The sequence below is a fragment of the Microbacterium sp. NPDC058345 genome (genome assembly GCF_042723855.1).
GTDB lineage: Bacteria > Actinomycetota > Actinomycetes > Actinomycetales > Microbacteriaceae > Microbacterium.
This window is the reverse complement of record NZ_JBHXIG010000002.1, coordinates 336446-356179: the sequence shown is the minus strand read 5'-3', so window position 1 is coordinate 356179 and position 19734 is coordinate 336446. Positions and strand designations below refer to the sequence as shown.

18 protein-coding genes are annotated in these 19734 nt (G+C 70.7%); all 18 read left to right on the top strand.

The window, feature by feature from the left end; genetic code table 11:
- The first annotated feature begins 40 nt into the window (after positions 1 to 40).
- Positions 41 to 295, top strand: a complete 255-nt coding sequence (gene rpoZ / locus ACFWH5_RS09345; protein WP_309129253.1) for a DNA-directed RNA polymerase subunit omega — start codon at positions 41 to 43, stop codon at positions 293 to 295.
- Positions 296 to 400: 105 nt separating this feature from the next.
- The gene (gene metK / locus ACFWH5_RS09340; protein WP_378834182.1) at positions 401 to 1597 is read left to right on the top strand and encodes a methionine adenosyltransferase; all 1197 of its coding nucleotides are present in this window, start codon (positions 401 to 403) and stop codon (positions 1595 to 1597) included.
- Between the two features lie 7 nt (positions 1598 to 1604).
- Positions 1605 to 3548, top strand: a complete 1944-nt coding sequence (locus tag ACFWH5_RS09335; protein ID WP_378834181.1) for a primosomal protein N' — start codon at positions 1605 to 1607, stop codon at positions 3546 to 3548.
- Between the two features lie 24 nt (positions 3549 to 3572).
- The gene (gene fmt, locus ACFWH5_RS09330) at positions 3573 to 4505 is read left to right on the top strand and encodes a methionyl-tRNA formyltransferase (RefSeq protein ID WP_378834180.1); all 933 of its coding nucleotides are present in this window, start codon (positions 3573 to 3575) and stop codon (positions 4503 to 4505) included.
- Complete coding sequence (locus ACFWH5_RS09325; RefSeq protein WP_378834178.1) at positions 4502 to 5923, top strand: RsmB/NOP family class I SAM-dependent RNA methyltransferase; 1422 nt, start codon at positions 4502 to 4504, stop codon at positions 5921 to 5923. Before fmt ends, ACFWH5_RS09325 begins: the two co-directional genes overlap by 4 nt.
- A 4-nt stretch (positions 5924 to 5927) precedes the next feature.
- Positions 5928 to 6632 carry a ribulose-phosphate 3-epimerase gene (gene rpe, locus ACFWH5_RS09320; RefSeq protein WP_378834176.1) on the top strand — a complete coding sequence of 235 codons (705 nt, stop codon included), beginning with the start codon at positions 5928 to 5930 and terminating at the stop codon, positions 6630 to 6632.
- Positions 6629 to 6892 (top strand): phosphoribosyl-ATP diphosphatase, encoded by a 264-nt coding sequence (locus ACFWH5_RS09315; RefSeq protein ID WP_378834175.1) that lies wholly within the window; start codon positions 6629 to 6631, stop codon positions 6890 to 6892. Before rpe ends, ACFWH5_RS09315 begins: the two co-directional genes overlap by 4 nt.
- Before the next feature lie 38 nt (positions 6893 to 6930).
- On the top strand, positions 6931 to 7773 hold the full coding sequence (gene hisG, locus ACFWH5_RS09310; protein ID WP_378834174.1) for an ATP phosphoribosyltransferase: 843 nt from the start codon (positions 6931 to 6933) through the stop codon (positions 7771 to 7773).
- Entirely contained in the window at positions 7773 to 8534 is a 762-nt protein-coding gene (hisF, locus tag ACFWH5_RS09305) for an imidazole glycerol phosphate synthase subunit HisF (protein ID WP_378834173.1), read from the top strand. The genes hisG and hisF overlap by 1 nt, the downstream gene beginning before the upstream one ends.
- Positions 8531 to 8887, top strand: a complete 357-nt coding sequence (gene hisI / locus ACFWH5_RS09300) for a phosphoribosyl-AMP cyclohydrolase (RefSeq protein ID WP_378834172.1) — start codon at positions 8531 to 8533, stop codon at positions 8885 to 8887. Before hisF ends, hisI begins: the two co-directional genes overlap by 4 nt.
- Positions 8884 to 9483 (top strand): Trp biosynthesis-associated membrane protein, encoded by a 600-nt coding sequence (locus ACFWH5_RS09295; RefSeq protein ID WP_378834170.1) that lies wholly within the window; start codon positions 8884 to 8886, stop codon positions 9481 to 9483. Before hisI ends, ACFWH5_RS09295 begins: the two co-directional genes overlap by 4 nt.
- 34 nt (positions 9484 to 9517) lie before the next feature.
- Positions 9518 to 9748, top strand: coding sequence for an HGxxPAAW family protein (locus ACFWH5_RS09290; RefSeq protein WP_378834799.1), 231 nt, complete (start codon positions 9518 to 9520; stop codon positions 9746 to 9748).
- Positions 9748 to 10557 (top strand): indole-3-glycerol phosphate synthase TrpC, encoded by an 810-nt coding sequence (gene trpC / locus ACFWH5_RS09285; protein ID WP_378834169.1) that lies wholly within the window; start codon positions 9748 to 9750, stop codon positions 10555 to 10557. The genes ACFWH5_RS09290 and trpC overlap by 1 nt, the downstream gene beginning before the upstream one ends.
- On the top strand, positions 10554 to 11762 hold the full coding sequence (trpB, locus tag ACFWH5_RS09280) for a tryptophan synthase subunit beta (protein WP_378834168.1): 1209 nt from the start codon (positions 10554 to 10556) through the stop codon (positions 11760 to 11762). Before trpC ends, trpB begins: the two co-directional genes overlap by 4 nt.
- Complete coding sequence (trpA, locus tag ACFWH5_RS09275; RefSeq protein WP_378834167.1) at positions 11759 to 12562, top strand: tryptophan synthase subunit alpha; 804 nt, start codon at positions 11759 to 11761, stop codon at positions 12560 to 12562. The genes trpB and trpA overlap by 4 nt, the downstream gene beginning before the upstream one ends.
- 10 nt (positions 12563 to 12572) lie before the next feature.
- The gene (gene lgt / locus ACFWH5_RS09270) at positions 12573 to 13604 is read left to right on the top strand and encodes a prolipoprotein diacylglyceryl transferase (protein ID WP_378834166.1); all 1032 of its coding nucleotides are present in this window, start codon (positions 12573 to 12575) and stop codon (positions 13602 to 13604) included.
- A gap of 141 nt (positions 13605 to 13745) precedes the next feature.
- The gene (gltB, locus tag ACFWH5_RS09265) at positions 13746 to 18266 is read left to right on the top strand and encodes a glutamate synthase large subunit (RefSeq protein ID WP_378834798.1); all 4521 of its coding nucleotides are present in this window, start codon (positions 13746 to 13748) and stop codon (positions 18264 to 18266) included.
- On the top strand, positions 18259 to 19725 hold the full coding sequence (locus tag ACFWH5_RS09260; RefSeq protein WP_378834164.1) for a glutamate synthase subunit beta: 1467 nt from the start codon (positions 18259 to 18261) through the stop codon (positions 19723 to 19725). Before gltB ends, ACFWH5_RS09260 begins: the two co-directional genes overlap by 8 nt.
- Positions 19726 to 19734 lie beyond the last annotated feature (9 nt).

The window sequence follows — 19734 nt, the reverse complement described above, 5'->3', positions numbered from 1 at the left end:
GACTTCGCGACGATCCCGTCGCCTGATCAGGAGGTCCACCATGGCCGGAACCAACCAGGGCATCATCGATCCGCCGATCGACAACCTGCTCGACCGCGTCGAGTCGAAGTACGAGCTCGTGATCTACGCGTCGAAGCGCGCCCGTCAGATCAACGACTACTACTCGGACCTGCACGAGGGGAACCTCTTCGACAACGTCGGACCGCTGGTCGACTCGTCCGTCGAGGACAAGCCGCTCACCATCGCGCTGCACGAGATCAACGAAGACAAGCTTCGCATCCGTCACGCCGAGTGACATCCGCCCTGTGAGCCGCCGACGTCCGGTATCGGATGTCGGCGGCTTCCTGCACACTGGCGTCGAGCCCGCCGGCTCCGCCCGACCCCGACCGTTGGAGCACCGATGAGCGCCCTGCGCCTGTTCACGTCCGAGTCCGTCACCGAAGGCCACCCCGACAAGATCTGCGATCAGATCTCGGACAGCATCCTCGATGGCCTGCTCGCCGTCGATCGAGGTTCGCGGGTCGCCGTCGAGACGCTCGTCACCACCGGTCTCGTGCACGTGGCGGGCGAGATCCGCACCGAAGGGTACGTCGACATCCCCACCATCGTGCGCGACGTCGTCAACGGCATCGGGTACACCTCGAGCGACACCGGCTTCGACGGCTCGTCCTGCGGCGTGAGCGTGTCGGTGGGGGAGCAGTCCTCGGACATCGCGCACGGCGTCGACCGGGCCCAGGAGCGGCGCGACGGGGGTTCCACCGACCCGCGCGACGAACTCGGCGCCGGCGACCAGGGCATCATGTTCGGCTTCGCTACGAGCGAGACCCCGCAGCTCATGCCGATGGCCGCGTGGACCGCGCACCGCATCGCCGAGCGCCTCACCGAGGTGCGCCGCTCGGGCGAGCTCGACTTCCTGCGCCCGGACGGCAAGACCCAGGTGACCCTCGGTTACGACGGCTTCACCCCGAAGACCGTGGACGCCGTCGTGCTCTCGACCCAGCACCACCCGGACGTCTCGCAGGACGAGCTGCAGGCACTGGTGCGCGAGACGGTCATCGATCCCGTGCTGGCGCAGACCGGACTCGACCTCGCCGATGACCTGAAGTACTACATCAATCCCGCGGGGCCCTTCGTCACCGGCGGTCCGAAGGGCGACGCCGGGCTGACCGGGCGCAAGATCATCATCGACACGTACGGCGGAGCCGCCCGGCACGGCGGCGGCGCGTTCAGCGGCAAGGACCCGTCGAAGGTGGACCGCTCCGGTGCGTACGCGATGCGATGGGTCGCCAAGAACGTGGTGGCCGCCGGCCTGGCCGAGCGCGCCGAGGTGCAGGTCGCCTACGCGATCGGCGTGGCGCGCCCGGTCGGACTGTACGTCGAGACCTTCGGCACCGGCCGCGTGTCGGACGAGACGATCACCGGGGCCATCACGGAGGTGTTCGACCTGCGACCGCAGGCGATCATCGAGGAGCTCGACCTGCTGCGTCCGATCTACGCTCAGACCGCGGCGTACGGCCACTTCGGTCGCGAGCTGCCCGACTTCACCTGGGAGCGCACCGACCGGGCCGAGGACCTGCGCCGCGCCGCCGGAGTCTGAGGCCCGGATGACCGACGGGGGCCGGCGCATCGCCCGCGTGCTCATCGACTCGCCGCTGCCGCAGCTGGATCGGCTGTTCGACTATGCCCTTCCCGACGCGTTCGGCGACGTTCCCCTCGGAGTGCGCATCAAGGCGCCGCTGCGCACCGCAGGGCGCGTGATCGACGGCTACATCGTCGAGATCGACGACGAGCAGGATGCCACGCGCCCGCTGTCCGATGTCGAGGCGGTCGTGTCACCCGTCCCGGTGCTTCCGGAGCGGCTGTACCGGCTCGCGCGCCGGGTGGCCGACCGCGCCGCGGGCGCCGCATCCGACGTGCTCCGACTCGTGATCCCCAAGCGACAGGTGCGTGTCGAGAAGGCGTGGCGACCGGTCGAAGAGGCGACGCGGCCCGAGGCCGCGGCGGTCAGCGCCGCGCGCGAGGTCATCGCGCAGTACGGTGGCCTGCAGCAGCTTCTCGATGACCGGGGGCGCGCCGCGGTGGAGGCCGTTCCCGGCCTCGACGCCGGCCTGCCGCGGTGGGCGCACCTGCTGGCATCGGCGGCCGCCGTCACCCTCGCCGACGGCGCCTCGAGCGTGCTCGTGGTGCCCGATCACCGCGACCAGGAGCTGCTGCTCACCGCCCTGCAGCGACTGCTTCCCGCCGACGCGCTGATCCGCCTCGACGCGCGCCAGCCCAATCCCGACCGCTACCGTGCTTTTCTGCGCACCCTGGACGCGGCGCCGTGCGTCGTCGTCGGCAACCGCTCGGCGGTGTACTCGCCGGTGCGCGCCGGGCTGGTGGCGCTGTGGGACGACGGCGACCCTCTGCTCGCCGAGCCGCTGTCTCCGTATGTGCACGCCCGCGATGCCGCGCTGGTGCGCCGGGAGCAGGAGGGCAGCGCTCTGCTGCTGGCGGGGCACACCCGCACCAGCGAGACCGAGCGACTCGTGCAGCACGGCTGGCTCACCGAGGTGACGGCCACCCGACGCACCTCGCCCCGCGTGGTGCTGAGCACGCCCCAGGAGCTGGAGCACACCACCCAGCGGGTGCCGTCCAGCGCCTTCGCCGCGGCGCGCGCCGCCGCCGAGGACGGGCCCGTGCTCGTGCAGGTCGCCCGACCCGGTTTCGCACCGTCGCTGGTCTGTGCGCAGTGCCGTAACCCCGCGCGCTGCGCGCACTGCGGCGGACCACTCGGAGCCCGTCGCCGAGGCGCCGTCCCGGTATGCGGATGGTGCGGCCGCGGGGCGAACGCGTGGCACTGCGGCGAATGCTCATCCACGCAGGTGCGACTGGCGTCGTCGGGCACGGAGCGCACCGCCGACGAACTGGGCAGAGCGTTCCCCGGGGTGCGGGTCATCGTCTCAGACGGCTCTCACCCGGTGACGAGCGTCGACGACAAGCCGGCCCTCGTCGTCGCCACCCGCGGTGCGGAACCGCTCGCACCGGCCGGCTATCGAGCGGTGATCCTGCTCGACGGTGCACGCATGCTGCAGGCACCGGAGCTGCGCATCGGCGAGTCATGCCTGCGCTGGTGGTCGAACGCCGCCGCCCTCGCGGCGCAGGGCGCGCCCGTCCACCTCGTCGGCGTGAACGGGCCGGTCGCCAAGGCGCTGGCGACCTGGAGCCACTCCGGCTACGCGCGCAGTGAGCTCGAGGCGCGCGCCCCACTGCACATGCCGCCGACCGCCCGCGTCGCGCAGATCGACGGTCAGCCGGCATCCGTGCAGCGCGCTCTGGACGCGCTGAAGCCGCTCGGGGTGACCGGACCGGCCGTGCTCGGCCCTGTACCGCTCGACGACGACGGTCGGGTACGTGCGCTGGTGCGCTTCGGCTACGCGCACGGCAGCGCCGTCGCTTCGGCCCTGCGCGCCGTGGTCGTCGCGGATGCCGCGCAGAACCGCCGCGGCCGGGGCCGCGTGCGGGCCTCGCTCTCGGTGCACCTCGATATCCTCGAACCAGAGCTCTGACACTCGACCCTCCGGAGTACCTTCATGCGCCTCGTCTTCGCCGGCACCCCCGCCGTCGCGGTGCCCGCCCTGCGCGAACTCGCCACCGAGCACGAGATCGTCGCGGTCGTCACCCGTCCCGACGCGCCCCTCGGCCGCAAGCGGGTCCTCACGCCGTCACCGGTGGCCGTCGCCGCCGAGGAGCTCGGGATGCCGGTGATCAAGACCGCTCGTCTCGACGGCGACGTGACGGCGCGCATCACCGCACTGCACGCGGATCTGGGGGTGATCGTCGCCTACGGCGGCCTGGTGCGGGAGCCGCTGCTGTCGGCACCGTCGCACGGCTGGATCAACCTGCACTTCTCGCTGCTGCCACGATGGCGGGGCGCCGCACCCGTCCAGCACGCGCTGATCGCCGGTGACACCGAGATGGGGGTCAGCGTGTTCCAGCTGGTACCCGCCCTCGACGCCGGAGACCTGTTCGCCTCCACGCCGGTCTCCGTGCCGTCCGCGGCGACGGCGGACGACGTGCTCGGCATCTTCGCCGAGGAGGGTGCATCGCTCACCCGCGACGTGGTCAGCGGAATAGCGGACGGGTCGGCGGTCGCGGTGCCGCAGCACGGTGTCCCGACGCTCGCCCCCAAGCTCACGCTGCAGGACGGCCTGCTCGACTGGACCGCGCCGCTCGCCGAGGTGTTCGCCCGCTTCCGCGGCGTCACCCCCGAACCCGGCGCCCACACCACGATCGCCGGCGATCGGCTCAAGGTGCTCGCCGCAGCACCGTCGAACGACGCTCCGCTCGAGCCCGGCCACCTGCGCGCCACGAAGACGGCGCTGCTGGTCGGGACGGCGACGGCACCTCTCGCCGTGACCCGAGTGCAGCCCGCCGGCAAGGGCGCGATGGCGGCCACCGACTGGTGGCGCGGGCTGCGCGCCGACGAGACGACCGTGCTCGGCAGCGGTGGGAGCGGCGCATGAGCCGTGACCCGAGGCAGCCGGCTCGCGGCGTTCGCGGTGGCGGTAGCCCGCGCTCGCGCACGGTGCAGCCGGCGCGCTGGGTGGCGTACGACGTGATCAGGGCCGTGTCCGCCTCGGACGCCTACGCCAACCTGCTGCTTCCGACGCTCATCGGCGAGGCGCGGCTGGATGCGCAGGACGCCGCGCTGGCCACAGAGCTGGCATACGGAACTCTTCGCCGCCGCGGCAGCTACGACGCGGTGATCGGTCTCGCCGCGGGTCGGCCGGTCGACCAGATCGATCCCGCTGTGCTCGACGCCCTGCGTCTGGGGACGCACCAGCTGCTCGCCACGCGCGTGGCGCCGCACGCCGCCGTGAACGAATCGGTCAACCTCGTCGCCGCGGAGGTGGGGCGCGGGGCATCCGGCTTCGCCAACGCCGTGCTTCGCCGCATCGGCCGCGATGATGCGCAGACCTGGCAGCAGCGCATCGAAGACACCGCCCGGTCCGATGATGAGCGCTTGGCACTGCGCACCGCACACCCCGTGTGGGTGATCCGAGCCCTGCGACGCTCCCTCGCGGCGGAGGGCCGCGCCGACGAGCTCGATGCCCTCCTCGAGGCGGACAACGCCTCACCCGAGGTCACGCTCGCAGCCCTGCCGGGCCTCGCCGAGCGCGGCGCGCCCGCCCGACTCTACGCTCCCACCGCCTTCGGCTCACCCGGTGGCGATCCGCGTCAGGCGATCGAGCGTGCCGGCGGCCTCGTCCGCGTGCAGGACGAGGGCTCGCAGCTGGTGGCACTCGCTCTCGCAGCCGCGCTGCCCGTGCGAGCAGGGGAGCGGTGGCTCGATCTGTGCGCCGGACCCGGCGGAAAGACGGCGCTGCTCGGCGCGCTGGCGCACCGCGACGGAGCCCGCCTCGAAGCCAACGAGGTCGTGCCCGCACGCGCAGGGCTGGTGCGCAACGCGGTGCGGCCGCTGCCGATCGACGTCCCCGTCCACGAACGGGACGGCCGGGAGCTCGCCGCGCAGCATCCGGGGGCGTTCGACCGCATCCTCGTCGACGCCCCGTGCACCGGTCTCGGCGCCCTGCGCCGCCGCCCCGAGGCGCGCTGGCGCAAGTCGCCCGCCGACGTCGCCGAGCTCGTGCCCCTGCAGACGCAGCTGCTGGATGCCGCGGTCGACGCCCTCGCGCCCGGCGGGATCGTCGCCTACGTCACGTGCTCCCCGCATCTCGCCGAGACCGGCGGGGTGGTCGACGACGTGCTGCGCCGGCGCGACGACGTCTCCGAGCTCGACGCCAAGGCCGTCGTGACCGAGCTCGCCGTCTCGCCCATCGACCTGGCCGGCGACGGCGACCGCGTACAGCTCTGGCCGCACCGGCACGGCACCGACGCTATGTTCCTCGCGCTGCTGCAGCGCATCCCGAAGGAAGGATGACACCGTGAGCGGTTCCGTCGACCACACCGCAGGCCTCCCCGAGGCTCCGCGCATCAACCCGAGCATCCTCGCTGCCGACTTCGTGAACATGCAGGCCGATCTGGCGCGCATCGCCACGGCGGACTTCGTCCACGTCGACGTGATGGACAACCACTTCGTGCCGAACCTCACCTTCGGACCGCAGATGGTGGAACGGATCCAGGCGACCAGCCCCATCCCGCTCGACGTGCACCTGATGATCACAGACCCCGACCGGTGGGCACCCGGGTACGCCGAGCTGGGTGCGGCCAGCGTCACCTTCCACCTCGAGGCCGCGACGGATCCGGTGACGCTCGCCCGGCGACTGCGCGGCATCGGCGCGCGGGCGGGCGTGGCCGTCAAGCCGGGAACGGCGGGGGAGGCACTGTACGACATCCTCGACGAGTTCGACCAGATCCTGGTGATGACCGTCGAGCCCGGGTTCGGGGGACAGGGCTTCATGGCTGAGACCATGCCCAAGCTGCGTGCCCTGCGAGACGAGGCCCGCCGACGGGGATCCGACGTCTGGCTGCAGGTCGACGGCGGCGTCTCCGAGGACACCATCGCCCAGGCCGCCGAGGCCGGGGCGGACACCTTCGTCGCCGGTTCCGCCGTCTACGGCGCCGACGACGTCGCGGCCGCCGTCACCCGTCTCCGGGAGCGCGCCAGAGCGGCTAGCCTGGAATCGTGAAGACATTCGACGAGCTGTTCGCCGAGCTCCAGAGCACCGCGCAGACCCGGCCCGAGGGCTCGGGCACGGTGGCGCAGCTGGACCGTGGTGTGCACGCGATCGGCAAGAAGATCGTCGAAGAGGCCGCCGAAGTGTGGATGGCCGCCGAGTACGAGTCGAGTGAGAACGCCGCCGAGGAGATCTCGCAGCTGTTGTACCACCTGCAGGTGATGATGCTCGCCAAGGGTCTGAGCCTGGAGGACGTCTACCGACATCTGTGACGCATCCCGTCCCAGACCGTTCGATCCGAAAGACCCTCATGCTGCGCATCGCCGTTCCGAACAAGGGCTCGCTCTCCGAGACCGCTGCCGAGATGCTCGCGGAGGCCGGCTACACCGGCCGACGCGATGCCAAGACCCTGCACGTCGTCGACGCCGACAACGGCGTCGAGTTCTTCTACCTCCGCCCCCGGGACATCGCCACCTACGTGGCGTCCGGCGCCCTCGACGTCGGCATCACCGGCCGGGACCTGCTGCGCGACGTGCGCCAGGACGACGCCCGCGAGATCGAGCAGCTCGGGTTCGCGCGCTCGACGTTCCGCTTCGCCGGCCCTCCCGGACGGTTCAGCACGATCGACGAGCTGCACGGCGTTCGCGTGGCGTCCGCCTATCCCGGACTGGTCGACGACTTCCTGCGCGAGCACGGCGTCGAGGCCGAGCTGGTCTCGCTGGACGGCGCGGTGGAGTCGGCCGTGCGCCTGGGCGTCGCCGACGTGATCGCCGACGTCGTGGAGACGGGAACGACGCTGCGTCAGGCGGGCCTGGAGATCTTCGGGCCCGTGATCATCGAGTCGGAGGCCGTGCTGATCAGCCGCCCCGGCGAGCCGGAGGGCACCGACACGCTGCTGCGCCGGCTGCGCGGCGTGATGGTGGCCCGCCAGTACGTGCTGCTGGACTACGACCTGCCCGCGGAACTCGTCGACGAGGCGGTCAAGATCTCGCCGGGCCGCGAATCCGCGACGATCTCGCCGCTGCGCGACGCCGGCTGGGTGGCCGTGCGGGTGATGATCCCCCGACGCGGGATGAACCGGGTGATGGACGACCTGTACGCCCTCGGCGCCCGTGCGATCCTGGTCACCGCGATCCACGCGGCGAGGCTCTGATGACGCTCGCCGCACGCGTCATCCCCTGTCTGGACGTCGCCGCCGGGCGCGTCGTGAAGGGCGTGAACTTCAAGGATCTGCGCGACATGGGAGATCCGGTCGAGCTCGCCGCGCACTACGCCGCGCAGGGCGCCGACGAGATCACGTTCCTCGATGTCACCGCCACGGTCGACGCCCGCGCCACCACCTACGACGTCGTGCAGCGCACCGCCGAGAAGGTCTTCGTCCCGCTGACGGTCGGCGGGGGAGTGCGCGGCGTCGACGACGTCGCCCGGCTGCTGTCGGTCGGCGCCGACAAGGTCGGCGTCAACTCCGCGGCGATCGCGCGGCCGGCGCTGATCGAGGAGATCGCCGACCGCTTCGGCGCCCAGGTGCTCGTCCTGTCGCTCGACGTCACGCGCGCGAGCAGCACCCGCTCCGGCTTCGTCGTGACCACCCACGGCGGACGCACCCGGACGACCCTGGACGCGCTGGACTGGGCGCGCGAGGCCATCGAGCGCGGCGCGGGCGAGCTGCTGGTCAACTCGATCGACGCCGACGGCACCAAGGACGGCTTCGACCTCGAGCTGGTCGGACTCATGAGGGAATTGTCGTCGGTGCCGGTGATCGCGTCCGGTGGCGCGGGAGCTGCGGAGCATTTCGCACCGGCGATCGCGGCGGGTGCGGATGCGGTGCTCGCCGCCAGCGTGTTCCACAGCGGACAGCTCACCGTCGGCGACGTCAAGGACGCCCTGCGCGCTGCGAGGGTGGTGGTGCGATGAGCACGCTCGACGACGACGTCGCCCGCGTCGCCTGGAACGCCGACGGACTGGCGCCCGTGGTGGTGCAGCAGTTCGACACGCGAGAGGTGCTCATGCTCGCGTGGATGGATGCCGAAGCGCTGCGTCGCACGCTCAGCGGAGGGCGCGCCGTCTACTGGTCGCGGTCACGGCAGGAGTACTGGCGCAAGGGCGACACCTCCGGCAACACGCAGCGTGTGCACGGCGTCTCTGTCGACTGCGACGGCGACACCATCCTCCTCGCCGTCGACCAGCACGGTCCCGCCTGCCACACCGGCACCCGAACCTGCTTCGACGGACGCGAGCTCACCGTGCCGTCGGCGGACGACCGATGAGCATCCTCCGTCGCGGCCGGAGCATCTGCGTGCTCGGCTTCCTTCTCGCGGGCGGTGTCGGCATCATCTCCTCGACGCAGACCTGGCTCACCGTGCAGCGCGCGGATGCCGGTGAGCCGCTGGCCGTCGCCGGCGCCGACATCGTGCCGCTGCTCGCCCCGCTGTCGCTCGCCGTGCTCGCTCTCGGCGCCGTGCTGGCGATGACCGGGCTGGTGCTGCGTCACGTGTTCGCCGCACTGGGGGCCGGTGCCGCGGTCGTTCTCATCCTCGGCACCGTCCCGCTGATCGCCGCGCCGCCGCAGTCCGCCGTGACGGCGGCCGTCACCGACGCCACCGGTCTGGCGGGGGAGCAGGCGATCGGTGAGATCGTCGCTCGCATCGAACCATCCCCGTGGCCGTCCGTGGCACTGGTGTGCTGGATCGTGCTGCTCGCGGCATCCGTGCTCACCGTCGTCTCCGCGCGGCGGTGGAAGACGGGGGGACGGCGCTACCGCACGGCTTCCGCGTCGCATGTGCACACCGCCGGCCCGCTGGATCCCGTCGACTCCTGGGACGAGCTGTCCCATGGCGACGATCCGACGGACCGACCCCGATAGACTGAACCCGACGCTGAGCTTCCTGGAGGAGAACATGGCCAACCCGATCACCGACCCCGGACACGGACACTCGCCTGCTGCCTGGACGGCCGTGATCATCATGCTCGTCGGCTTCACCGCCGGCACCGTGTTCTTCTGCATCAACCAGCCCGTCGGCGTATGGATCTCGGCGGCGGTCATCGTGATCGGCGCGATCGTGGGCTGGGCGCTCGCGAAGGCCGGTTACGGAGTGAAGGGCCCGAAGTACGCGCCGAAGGCGCACTGATGGTCCTCGCCGACCTGACGGCCGGCGCGGTCGAAGACGCCGAACGGCGAGCGGTCTCGCGTCCGCTCGCCGAGGTGGAGCGCGATGCGCTGGCCCGCCCCGCGGCACGCGACGCCCTCGCGGCGCTGGCGCCCGCCGACCGGGTCAAGATCATCGCCGAGGTCAAGCGCGCGAGCCCGTCCCGCGGCGCGCTGGCCGAGATCCCCGATCCCGCGCTGCAGGCGTCGCTGTACGAGCAGGGCGGAGCGTCCGCCATCAGCGTGCTGACCGAGGGGCGGCGCTTCGGCGGCAGCCTGAGCGATCTCGAAGCCGTCACTGCCCGGGTCGACGTGCCGGTGCTGCGCAAGGACTTCATCGCCACGCCGTACCAGGTGTTCGAGGCGCGTGCCGCGGGCGCCGATCTCGCCCTGCTGATCGTCGCCGGCCTGCAGCCGCGCGTGCTGGCGGACCTGCATGCGCTGATCCTGCAGCTGGGAATGACGCCGCTGATCGAGACCCACTCCGCCGAGGAGCTGGAGGTGGCGATCGATCTGGGCGCCACGCTGATCGGCGTGAACGCCCGCGACCTGAAGACGCTCGAACTCGATCGTGACCTGTTCGCCCGACTGTCCGAGCGCATCCCCGACACGGCGATCCGGGTGGCGGAGTCCGCCGTGCTCGCACCCGACGACGTTCGTCGCTACCGCGAAGCAGGAGCTGACGTGGTGCTCATCGGCGAGGCGCTGGTCACCGGAGACCCGGTGACCACTCTGCACGGCTTTCTCGAGGCAGGCTCGACCCCGGTTCGAGCACGGAAGGAATCGACGTGAGTCTTCGCGACCAGCACGGGCCGTTCTTCGGTGATTTCGGCGGCCGCTACATGCCCGAATCGCTGATCGCCGCGATCGATGAGCTGACGGCCGCCTACGAGGATGTCATCGCCGACCCGGTGTTCCGCGATGAGCTCGCCGAGCTGCTGCACTCCTACGCAGGGCGCCCTTCGCCGATCACCGAGGTGCCCCGCTTCGCCGAGCACGCCGGTGGCGCGCGCGTGTTCCTCAAGCGCGAGGACCTCAACCACACCGGGTCGCACAAGATCAACAACGTGCTCGGCCAGGCGCTGCTCACCAAGCGCCTCGGCAAGACCCGCGTGATCGCCGAGACGGGCGCCGGCCAGCACGGCGTCGCCACCGCCACCGCCGCCGCGCTGTTCGGCCTGGACTGCACGATCTACATGGGCGAGGTGGACACCGAGCGGCAGGCGCTGAATGTCGCGCGCATGCGACTGCTGGGTGCTGAGGTCGTCGCGGTGACGACGGGGTCGCGCACCCTGAAGGACGCCATCAACGACGCCTACCGCGACTGGGTCGCGACCGTCGAGACCACCAACTACATCTTCGGCACCGCGGCGGGTCCGCATCCGTTCCCCGCCATGGTGCGCGACTTCCAGAAGATCATCGGAGAGGAGGCCCGCGAGCAGCTGCTCGCCGAGGCCGGGCGCCTCCCGGATGCAGTCGTGGCCTGCGTCGGCGGAGGGTCCAACGCCATCGGCATGTTCGACGCCTTCCTCGACGACGACGCGGTGAAGCTATACGGCGTCGAGGCCGCCGGCGACGGTGTCGACACTCCGAGGCACGCGGCGTCGATCGAGCGCGGTCGGCCCGGCGTGCTGCACGGAGCACGGACCTACGTGCTGCAGGACGAAGACGGTCAGACCACCGAGTCGCACTCGATCTCCGCGGGCCTGGACTATCCCGGGGTCGGCCCTGAGCACTCCTGGCTGGCCGACATCGGTCGCGCCGAGTACGTCCCGGCCACCGACGACGAGGCCATGCAGGCGCTGCGCCTGCTCAGCCGCACCGAGGGCATCATCCCGGCGATCGAATCGGCGCACGCCCTCGCCGGTGCCGTGCGCCTGGGCCGCGAGCTCGGCCCCGACGGCATCATCGCCGTGTGCCTCTCGGGCCGTGGAGACAAGGACATGGACACCGCGGCGCGCTACTTCCACCTGTACGACGAGGAGAACGCCGGATGACGCGCGTCGAGGCCGCGATCGCTCGCGCGCAGTCCGAGGGTCGCGGCGCGTTCATCGGCTACCTGCCGGTCGGCTTCCCGGACCTCGAGACGAGCATCCAGGCCGCCGTCACCCTCGCGCGCAACGGCGTGGACATCATCGAGCTCGGCCCGCCGTACTCCGACCCGGTGATGGACGGCGCGATCATCCAGGAGGCCACCCAGCAGGCCCTCGCGAACGGCTTCCGGATGCGCGACCTCTTCACCGCGGTGAAGGCGATCAGCGACCAGGTCGACGTGCCCGTCGTGGTGATGACCTACTGGAACCCCGTGCTGCAGTACGGCGTCGACCGCTACGCGGACGACCTGCTCGCCGCGGGCGGCGCCGGCCTGATCACGCCCGACATCACGCCCGAAGCCGCGGGGGAGTGGGTCGCCGCCAGCGAGCGCACCGGACTCGACCGCATCTTCCTGGCCGCACCGACCTCGACCGATGAGCGCCTCGACCTGGTGATCTCCTCGTCGACCGGGTTCGTCTACACGGTCTCGACGATGGGCATCACCGGCGAGCGGACCGCGCTCGATCAGGCGGCGCGCACACTGGTCGACCGCCTTCGCGCCAGGGGAGCGGCTCGCGCCTGCGTCGGCATCGGCATCTCGACCGCCGAGCAGATCGCCGGAGTCATCGACTACGCCGACGGTGCGATCGTCGGCACCGCGCTCGTCCGGGCGCTCCGCGACGGCGGCCTGGATCGCCTCGCCGAAACCACCCGAGCACTCGCCGGCGGCACGCCGTCGGCGCGATTCGACACAGGAAACTAGACTCACTCTCATGTCCCTCGCGCTTCACAGCACCTTCTCGGGCGTGCTCACCAGCATCCCGAGCCCGCCGGTCAGCTACATCGACATCCCGCTGTTCTCCTGGAACCTGCGGATTCACTTCTACGCGCTGTGCATCATCGCGGGCATCATCGCGGCGGTGCTGCTCACGAACCACCGCCTCACCCGGCGTGGCGCCGAGAAGTGGGTCGTGATCGACATCGCGATCCTCGCCGTGCCGATCGCGATCATCGGTGCGCGCATCTTCCACGTGCTCACCCACCCGAACTTCTACTTCGGCCCGGGCAAGAACACCTGGAACCCGTTCGAGCCGGGCTCGGTCTGGGCGATCTGGGAGGGCGGCATCGCCATCTTCGGTGCGCTGCTCGGCGGCGCGGTGGGCGCATGGCTGGGATGCCGCTGGACCGGCATCCGGTTCTGGACGTTCGCCGACGCCCTCGCACCCGGACTGCTGCTCGCGCAGGCCATGGGCCGCTTCGGCAACTGGTTCAACCACGAGCTGTTCGGCCTGCCCACCGACCTGCCGTGGGGCCTCGAGATCGAGTCCACCAACCCCGCCTTCCCCGCCGGGCTCGAGGAGGGCACACTGTTCCACCCGACGTTCCTGTACGAGGTCGTCTGGAACGGTCTCGGCGTGCTCGTGCTCCTCTGGCTGAGCCGCAAGCTGTACTTCCAGTGGGGCCGACTGTTCGCCGTCTACCTGATCTGGTACAGCGCCGGCCGCATCCTCTGGGAGTCCATCCGCATCGACCCCAGCGAGGTCATCCTCGGCCTGCGCAGCAACGTCTGGGCCGCGATCATCGGCGTGATCGTCGGCATCGTGATCGTCATCGTGCAGACCCGCCGCCACACCGGCGTCGAGCCGTCGCCCTACGTGCCGGGGCGAGTGCCCGCCGGCGACGATGTACAATCGCAGGACAATCCCAGCGAGTACGTCGACGTGAGCGAGCCTCCGATCGACGAAGTCGCCGCAGGAGCATCCGCCACAAGCACCGCTCCCTCGAGCGGGGACGGCGCCCGATAGCCGTCTCGCGTCGCGAGAGAACCATCACACTGAACGAGCGGGCCAACGTCGTCCCCCGGGTTCATCGAGATCTGAGGACGGTGACTGGTGTACTTCCAGCCTCCCTACGGCGCCTCCGGCGCCTACCCCCCGAAGCAGGGGATGTACAACCCCGCCCACGAGAAGGACGCCTGCGGCCTGGCCATGGTCGCAACGCTCCGCGGGGAACCCGGCCACGACATCATCGCGCTGGCGCTCGAAGCGCTGCGCAACCTGGAACACCGCGGTGCGATCGGCTCTGACGCCGGCACCGGTGACGGCGCAGGCATCCTCACGCAGATGCCGGACGCCTTCCTCCGGGCGGTGACGGACTTCGACCTCCCGCCCCTCGGTGAGTACGCCGCAGGCCTCGCGTTCCTCCCCCGGGAGTCGAGCGCCCGCCGCGAGCAGAAGGCCGGCATCGAGCGCATCGCCGCCGAAGAGGGCCTCGTCGTCCTCGGCTGGCGCGTCGTCCCCACCGCGAACGAGAACCTGGGCAAGCTCGCCGACGAGGCGCGCCCTGCGTTCGAGCAGCTCTTCCTCACGCGTCCGGGCAGCGGCGCACGCGACGCCTCGTCGCCACTGGTCCTCGACCGCATCGCCTACCGCCTCCGCAAGCGCGCGGGTCACGAGCTGGGCGCTTACTTCGTCTCGCTGTCGGCCCGCACGCTCGGCTACAAGGGCATGGTGACCACCCTGCAGCTGGAGCCGTTCTATCCCGACCTGCAGGACGAGCGCTTCGCGTCCGAGCTCGCGGTGGTGCACTCCCGGTACTCGACGAACACGTTCCCGTCATGGCCGCTCGCGCAGCCGCTGCGGATGCTCGCGCACAACGGTGAGATCAACACCGTCGGCGGCAACCGCAACTGGATGCGTGCCCGTCAGTCGCAGCTCGCGTCCGAGCTGCTCGGCGATATCCGCCCGCTGCTGCCGATCTGCACGCCGGGCGCCAGTGACTCGGCCTCGTTCGACGAGGTGCTCGAGCTGCTGACGCTCACCGGGCGCAGCCTGCCCCACGCCGTGATGATGATGGTGCCCGAGGCATGGGAGAAGCAGGCCGACATCGACCCCGATCTGCGCGCGTTCTACGAGTACCACGCGAACCAGATGGAGCCGTGGGACGGGCCGGCCGCGCTCATCTTCACCGACGGCACTCAGGTGGGCGCCACCCTCGATCGCAACGGTCTGCGCCCGGGGCGCTGGACCGAGACCACCGACGGCCTCGTCGTCATCGGCAGTGAGACCGGCGTGCTGGAGTTCGCGCCGGAGCGCATCAAGCGCCGTGGCCGTCTGCAGCCGGGCCGGATGTTTCTCGTCGACACCGCACAGGGCCGCATCGTGGAGGACGACGAGATCAAGCGCGAACTCGCGACCATGCACCCGTGGCGGGAATGGCTCGACGGCGGCGCCGTCCGGCTGGCGGACCTGCCGGAGCGCGAGCACATCGTGCACCCCGCCGCGTCGATCACCCGCCGGCAGCGCACCTTCGGCTACACCGAGGAGGAGGTGCGCATCCTGCTCACCCCGATGGGGCAGAACGGGGCCGAGCCGCTCGGCGCCATGGGCAGCGACACACCGATCGCGGTGCTCAGCGAGCGCCCCCGCCTGCTCTTCGACTACTTCGTGCAGCAGTTCGCGCAGGTGACCAACCCGCCGCTCGACGCCATCCGCGAAGAGGTCGTCACCAGCCTGCGACTCGGCCTCGGACCGGAGCGCAATCTGCTCGACTGGGGGCCGGAGCACGCGCGCACCGTCACGCTCGACTTCCCCGTGATCGACAACGACGAGCTCGCCAAGATCCGGCACATCGACCGTGCCCTGCCCGGGCGGTCCAGCGCGACCATCCGCGGGCTCTACCACTTCGACGCGGGCGCGCACACGATGCAGGAGCGCCTCGAGGAGATGTGCGCCGAGGTGGATGCGGCGATCGAACGCGGCGCGGAGCTGATCATCCTCTCCGACCGCGACTCGAACAAGGACCTCGTGCCCATCCCGTCGCTGCTCATGGTCGCAGCCGTCCACCATCACCTCATCCGCAACGAGAACCGCATGAAGGTCGGCCTGATCGTCGAGGCGGGCGATGTGCGCGAGGTGCACCACGTGGCGACGCTGATCGGCTACGGCGCCTCCGCCGTGAACCCGTACCTGGCGATGGAGACCGTCGAGCACCTGGTGCGCACCGGATACATCACCGGTGTGAACCCGGAGAAGGCGGTGCGCAACCTCATCTACGCTCTCGGCAAGGGCGTGCTGAAGATCATGTCGAAGATGGGCATCTCGACGGTGTCGTCGTACGCCGGCGCCCAGGTGTTCGAGGCCGTCGGTCTCAGCCAGGAGTTCGTCGACGCGTACTTCACCGGCACCGAGACCAAGCTCGGCGGCATCGGCATCCAGGACGTGTTCGCCGAGAACCAGGCGCGTCACGACTTCGCCTACCCGGAGGACTCCGCGGCACGAGCCCACGAGCGGCTCTGGACCGGCGGCGAGTACCAGTGGCGCCGCGACGGATCGCCGCACCTGTTCAACCCGGAGACCGTGTTCCGCCTCCAGCACTCGACGCGCACCCGCCGCTACGACATCTTCCGCGAGTACACCGCGCTCGTCGACGACCAAGCACGCGAACTGAAGACGCTGCGCGGTCTGCTCGAGCTGCGCACCGGGGAGCGGCCGCCCGTGCCGCTCGACGAGGTGGAACCGGTCAGCGCGATCGTGAAGCGATTCTCGACCGGTGCGATGAGCTATGGCTCGATCTCGCAGGAGGCGCACGAGACGCTGGCGATCGCGATGAACCGGCTCGGCGCGAAGTCGAACACCGGCGAAGGAGGAGAGGACCCCGAGCGCCTGGTCGATCCTGAGCGCCGCAGCGCGATCAAGCAGGTCGCCTCCGGGCGGTTCGGCGTGACCAGTCAGTACCTCACCGAGGCCGACGATCTGCAGATCAAGCTCGCCCAGGGTGCCAAGCCCGGTGAGGGCGGTCAGCTGCCGCCGCAGAAGGTGTATCCGTGGGTCGCGCGCACGCGCCACGCGACCCCGGGCGTCGGGCTGATCTCTCCGCCGCCGCACCACGACATCTACTCGATCGAGGATCTCAAGCAGCTGATCTTCGACCTCAAGCGGGCCAACCCGAAGGCGCGGATCCACACCAAGCTGGTCAGCCAGTCCGGCATCGGCGCGGTCGCCGCAGGCGTGGCGAAGGCGCTCAGCGACGTGGTGCTCGTGTCGGGTCACGACGGCGGCACCGGGGCGAGCCCGATGAACTCGCTGAAGCACGCCGGTACGCCGTGGGAGCTCGGGCTCGCCGAGACGCAGCAGACGCTCATGCTCAACGGGATGCGCGACCGGGTGGTCGTGCAGGTGGACGGTCAGCTCAAGACCGGCCGAGACGTCATCATCGGCGCGCTTCTGGGCGCTGAGGAGTTCGGATTCGCCACCGCACCGCTGGTGGTGAGCGGCTGCATCATGATGCGCGTGTGCCACCTGGACACCTGCCCGGTCGGCGTCGCCACGCAGAACCCTCTGCTGCGCGAGCGTTTCACCGGCAAGCCGGAGTTCGTGGTGAACTTCATGGAGTTCATCGCCGAGGAGGTGCGGGAGATCCTCGCCGAACTCGGCTACCGCTCGCTCGACGAGATCATCGGCCGCGCCGAGCTGCTGCGCACGGATGCGGCCATCCGGCACTGGAAGGCCGACGGGCTCGATCTGACGCCGATCCTCGAGGGACCCGTCTTCCCGGCCGGCGAGCCGCGTCGCAGCGGGCGGGAACAGGACCACGAGCTCGGCAGGCACTTCGACACGACGCTCATCGAGATGTCCGCCGAGGCGCTGGACAGCGGATCACCCGTGGTCATCGAGCTGCCGATCCGCAACACCGAACGGGCCGTGGGCACGATGCTCGGCCACCACGTCACGACGAGGTACGGCGCGCAGGGACTGGCCAGGGAGACGATCGACGTCACACTGCACGGCACGGCCGGGCAGTCGCTGGGCGCCTTCCTGCCGTCCGGCATCGCCCTGCGGCTGGAGGGCGATGCGAACGACTACGTCGGCAAGGGACTGTCGGGCGGTGACATCACCATCCGTCCGTCGCGCGCATCCGTCTTCGAGCCGCACCGCAACGTGATCGCCGGCAACGTCATCGGCTACGGTGCGACCGCGGGCACCATGTTCATCTCCGGCGTCGTCGGTGAGCGGTTCCTGGTGCGCAACTCGGGAGCGACCGCGGTCGTCGAGGGCGTGGGCGACCACGCGCTGGAGTACATGACCGGCGGCACGGCGGTGATCCTCGGCGACACCGGCCGGAACCTCGGTGCCGGCATGTCGGGAGGCGTCGCCTACATCCGCGGCCTCAGCTCCGCGCGGGTGAACGCCGAAGCGCTGTCGAGCGGCGAGCTGGTGCTCGGGCCGCTGGATCGCGCCGACGTCGAGGTGCTCCGCAGCCTGCTCATCGAGCACGTCGAGCGCACCGCTTCGCCACTGGCGTCCGCGATCCTCGAGGACTTCGACGCCGCTCAGAACGAATTCACCAAGGTGCTGCCGCGCGACTTCGCCGCTGTGCGCACCATGCGCCAGGAGGCGGAGGCGGCGGGCATCGACCCCGACGGCGAAGCCGTCTGGAACCGGATCCTGGAGGTGACCGGTGGCTGACCCCAAGGGCTTTCTGAAGACGACCGAACGCGAGCTCCCCGCACGCCGCCCCGTTCCGGTGCGCATCATGGACTGGAAAGAGGTCTATGAGCCGGGCGATCGTGCGGTGCTGAAGCGCCAGGCCGGTCGCTGTATGGACTGCGGTGTGCCGTTCTGCCATTCCGGATGCCCGCTGGGCAACCTCATCCCCGAGTGGAACGATCTGACGTGGCGCGGTGAGGGCCGCGCCGCGATCGATCGTCTGCACGCGACGAACAACTTCCCCGAGTTCACCGGCCGGCTCTGCCCGGCACCGTGTGAGAGCGCCTGCGTTCTCGGCATCAACCAGCCTGCCGTGACCATCAAGCAGGTCGAGGTCTCGATCATCGACGAGGCCTTCGCACGGGGATGGGTCGAGCCGCAGCCGCCGCAGCGGCTGAGCGGCAAGACGGTCGCCGTCGTCGGGTCGGGTCCGGCGGGGCTCGCCGCCGCACAGCAGCTCACCCGGGCCGGCCACACCGTGGTCGTCTACGAACGCGACGACCGCATCGGCGGGCTGCTGCGGTACGGCATCCCCGACTTCAAGATGGAGAAGCGCCATCTCGAGGAGCGTCTGCGTCAGATGCAGGCCGAGGGAACGCGGTTCCGTGCCGGCGTGGAGATCGGCGTCGACATCAGCTGGGACGACCTGCGCGCGCGTTACGACGCCGTCCTCCTGGCGACAGGATCGACCGTTCCCCGCGACCTGCCGATCCCGGGGCGCGACCTGCCCGGCGTGCACTTCGCGATGGAGTACCTCGTCGAATCGAACAAGGCCGTCGCGGGCGATGACGTCCCGAACCAGATCACGGCCGAGGGCAAGCACGTCGTCGTCATCGGCGGCGGCGACACCGGCGCCGACTGCATCGGCACGGCTCACCGTCAGGGCGCGCTGAGCGTCACGAACCTCGCGATCGGGCGTCAGCCCGGCGCCGAGCGTGCCGACCACCAGCCCTGGCCGACCATGCCGACCCTCTTCGAGGTGCAGTCGGCGCACGAGGAGGGCGGAGAGCGTCATTACCTGGCGTCCACCGTCGAGTTCCTCGCCGACGCTGCCGGAGCAGTGCGGGCGGTGCGCGTCGCCGAGACCGAGTTCATCGATGGCCGGCGCGTGCCCAAGAGCGGCACCGAGCGTGAGATCCCAGCGGATCTCGTGCTGATCGCGATGGGCTTCACCGGTCCCGAGACGTCGACGTTCGGCGGCGACACCCGGCCTGCGACCTCCGACCGTGGCGCCTTCGTCCGCGACGGTGACTACACCACGTCCGAGCAGGGCGTGTTCGTCGCGGGGGATGCCGGACGCGGTCAGTCGCTGATCGTGTGGGCCATCGCCGAAGGCCGCGCCGCGGCATCCGCCATCGACAGGCACCTGATGGGCTCCACGGTGCTGCCCGCTCCCGTGACGCCCACGGATGTCGCGCTCAGCGTCCAGCCCGCGTAGGCTGAGCGC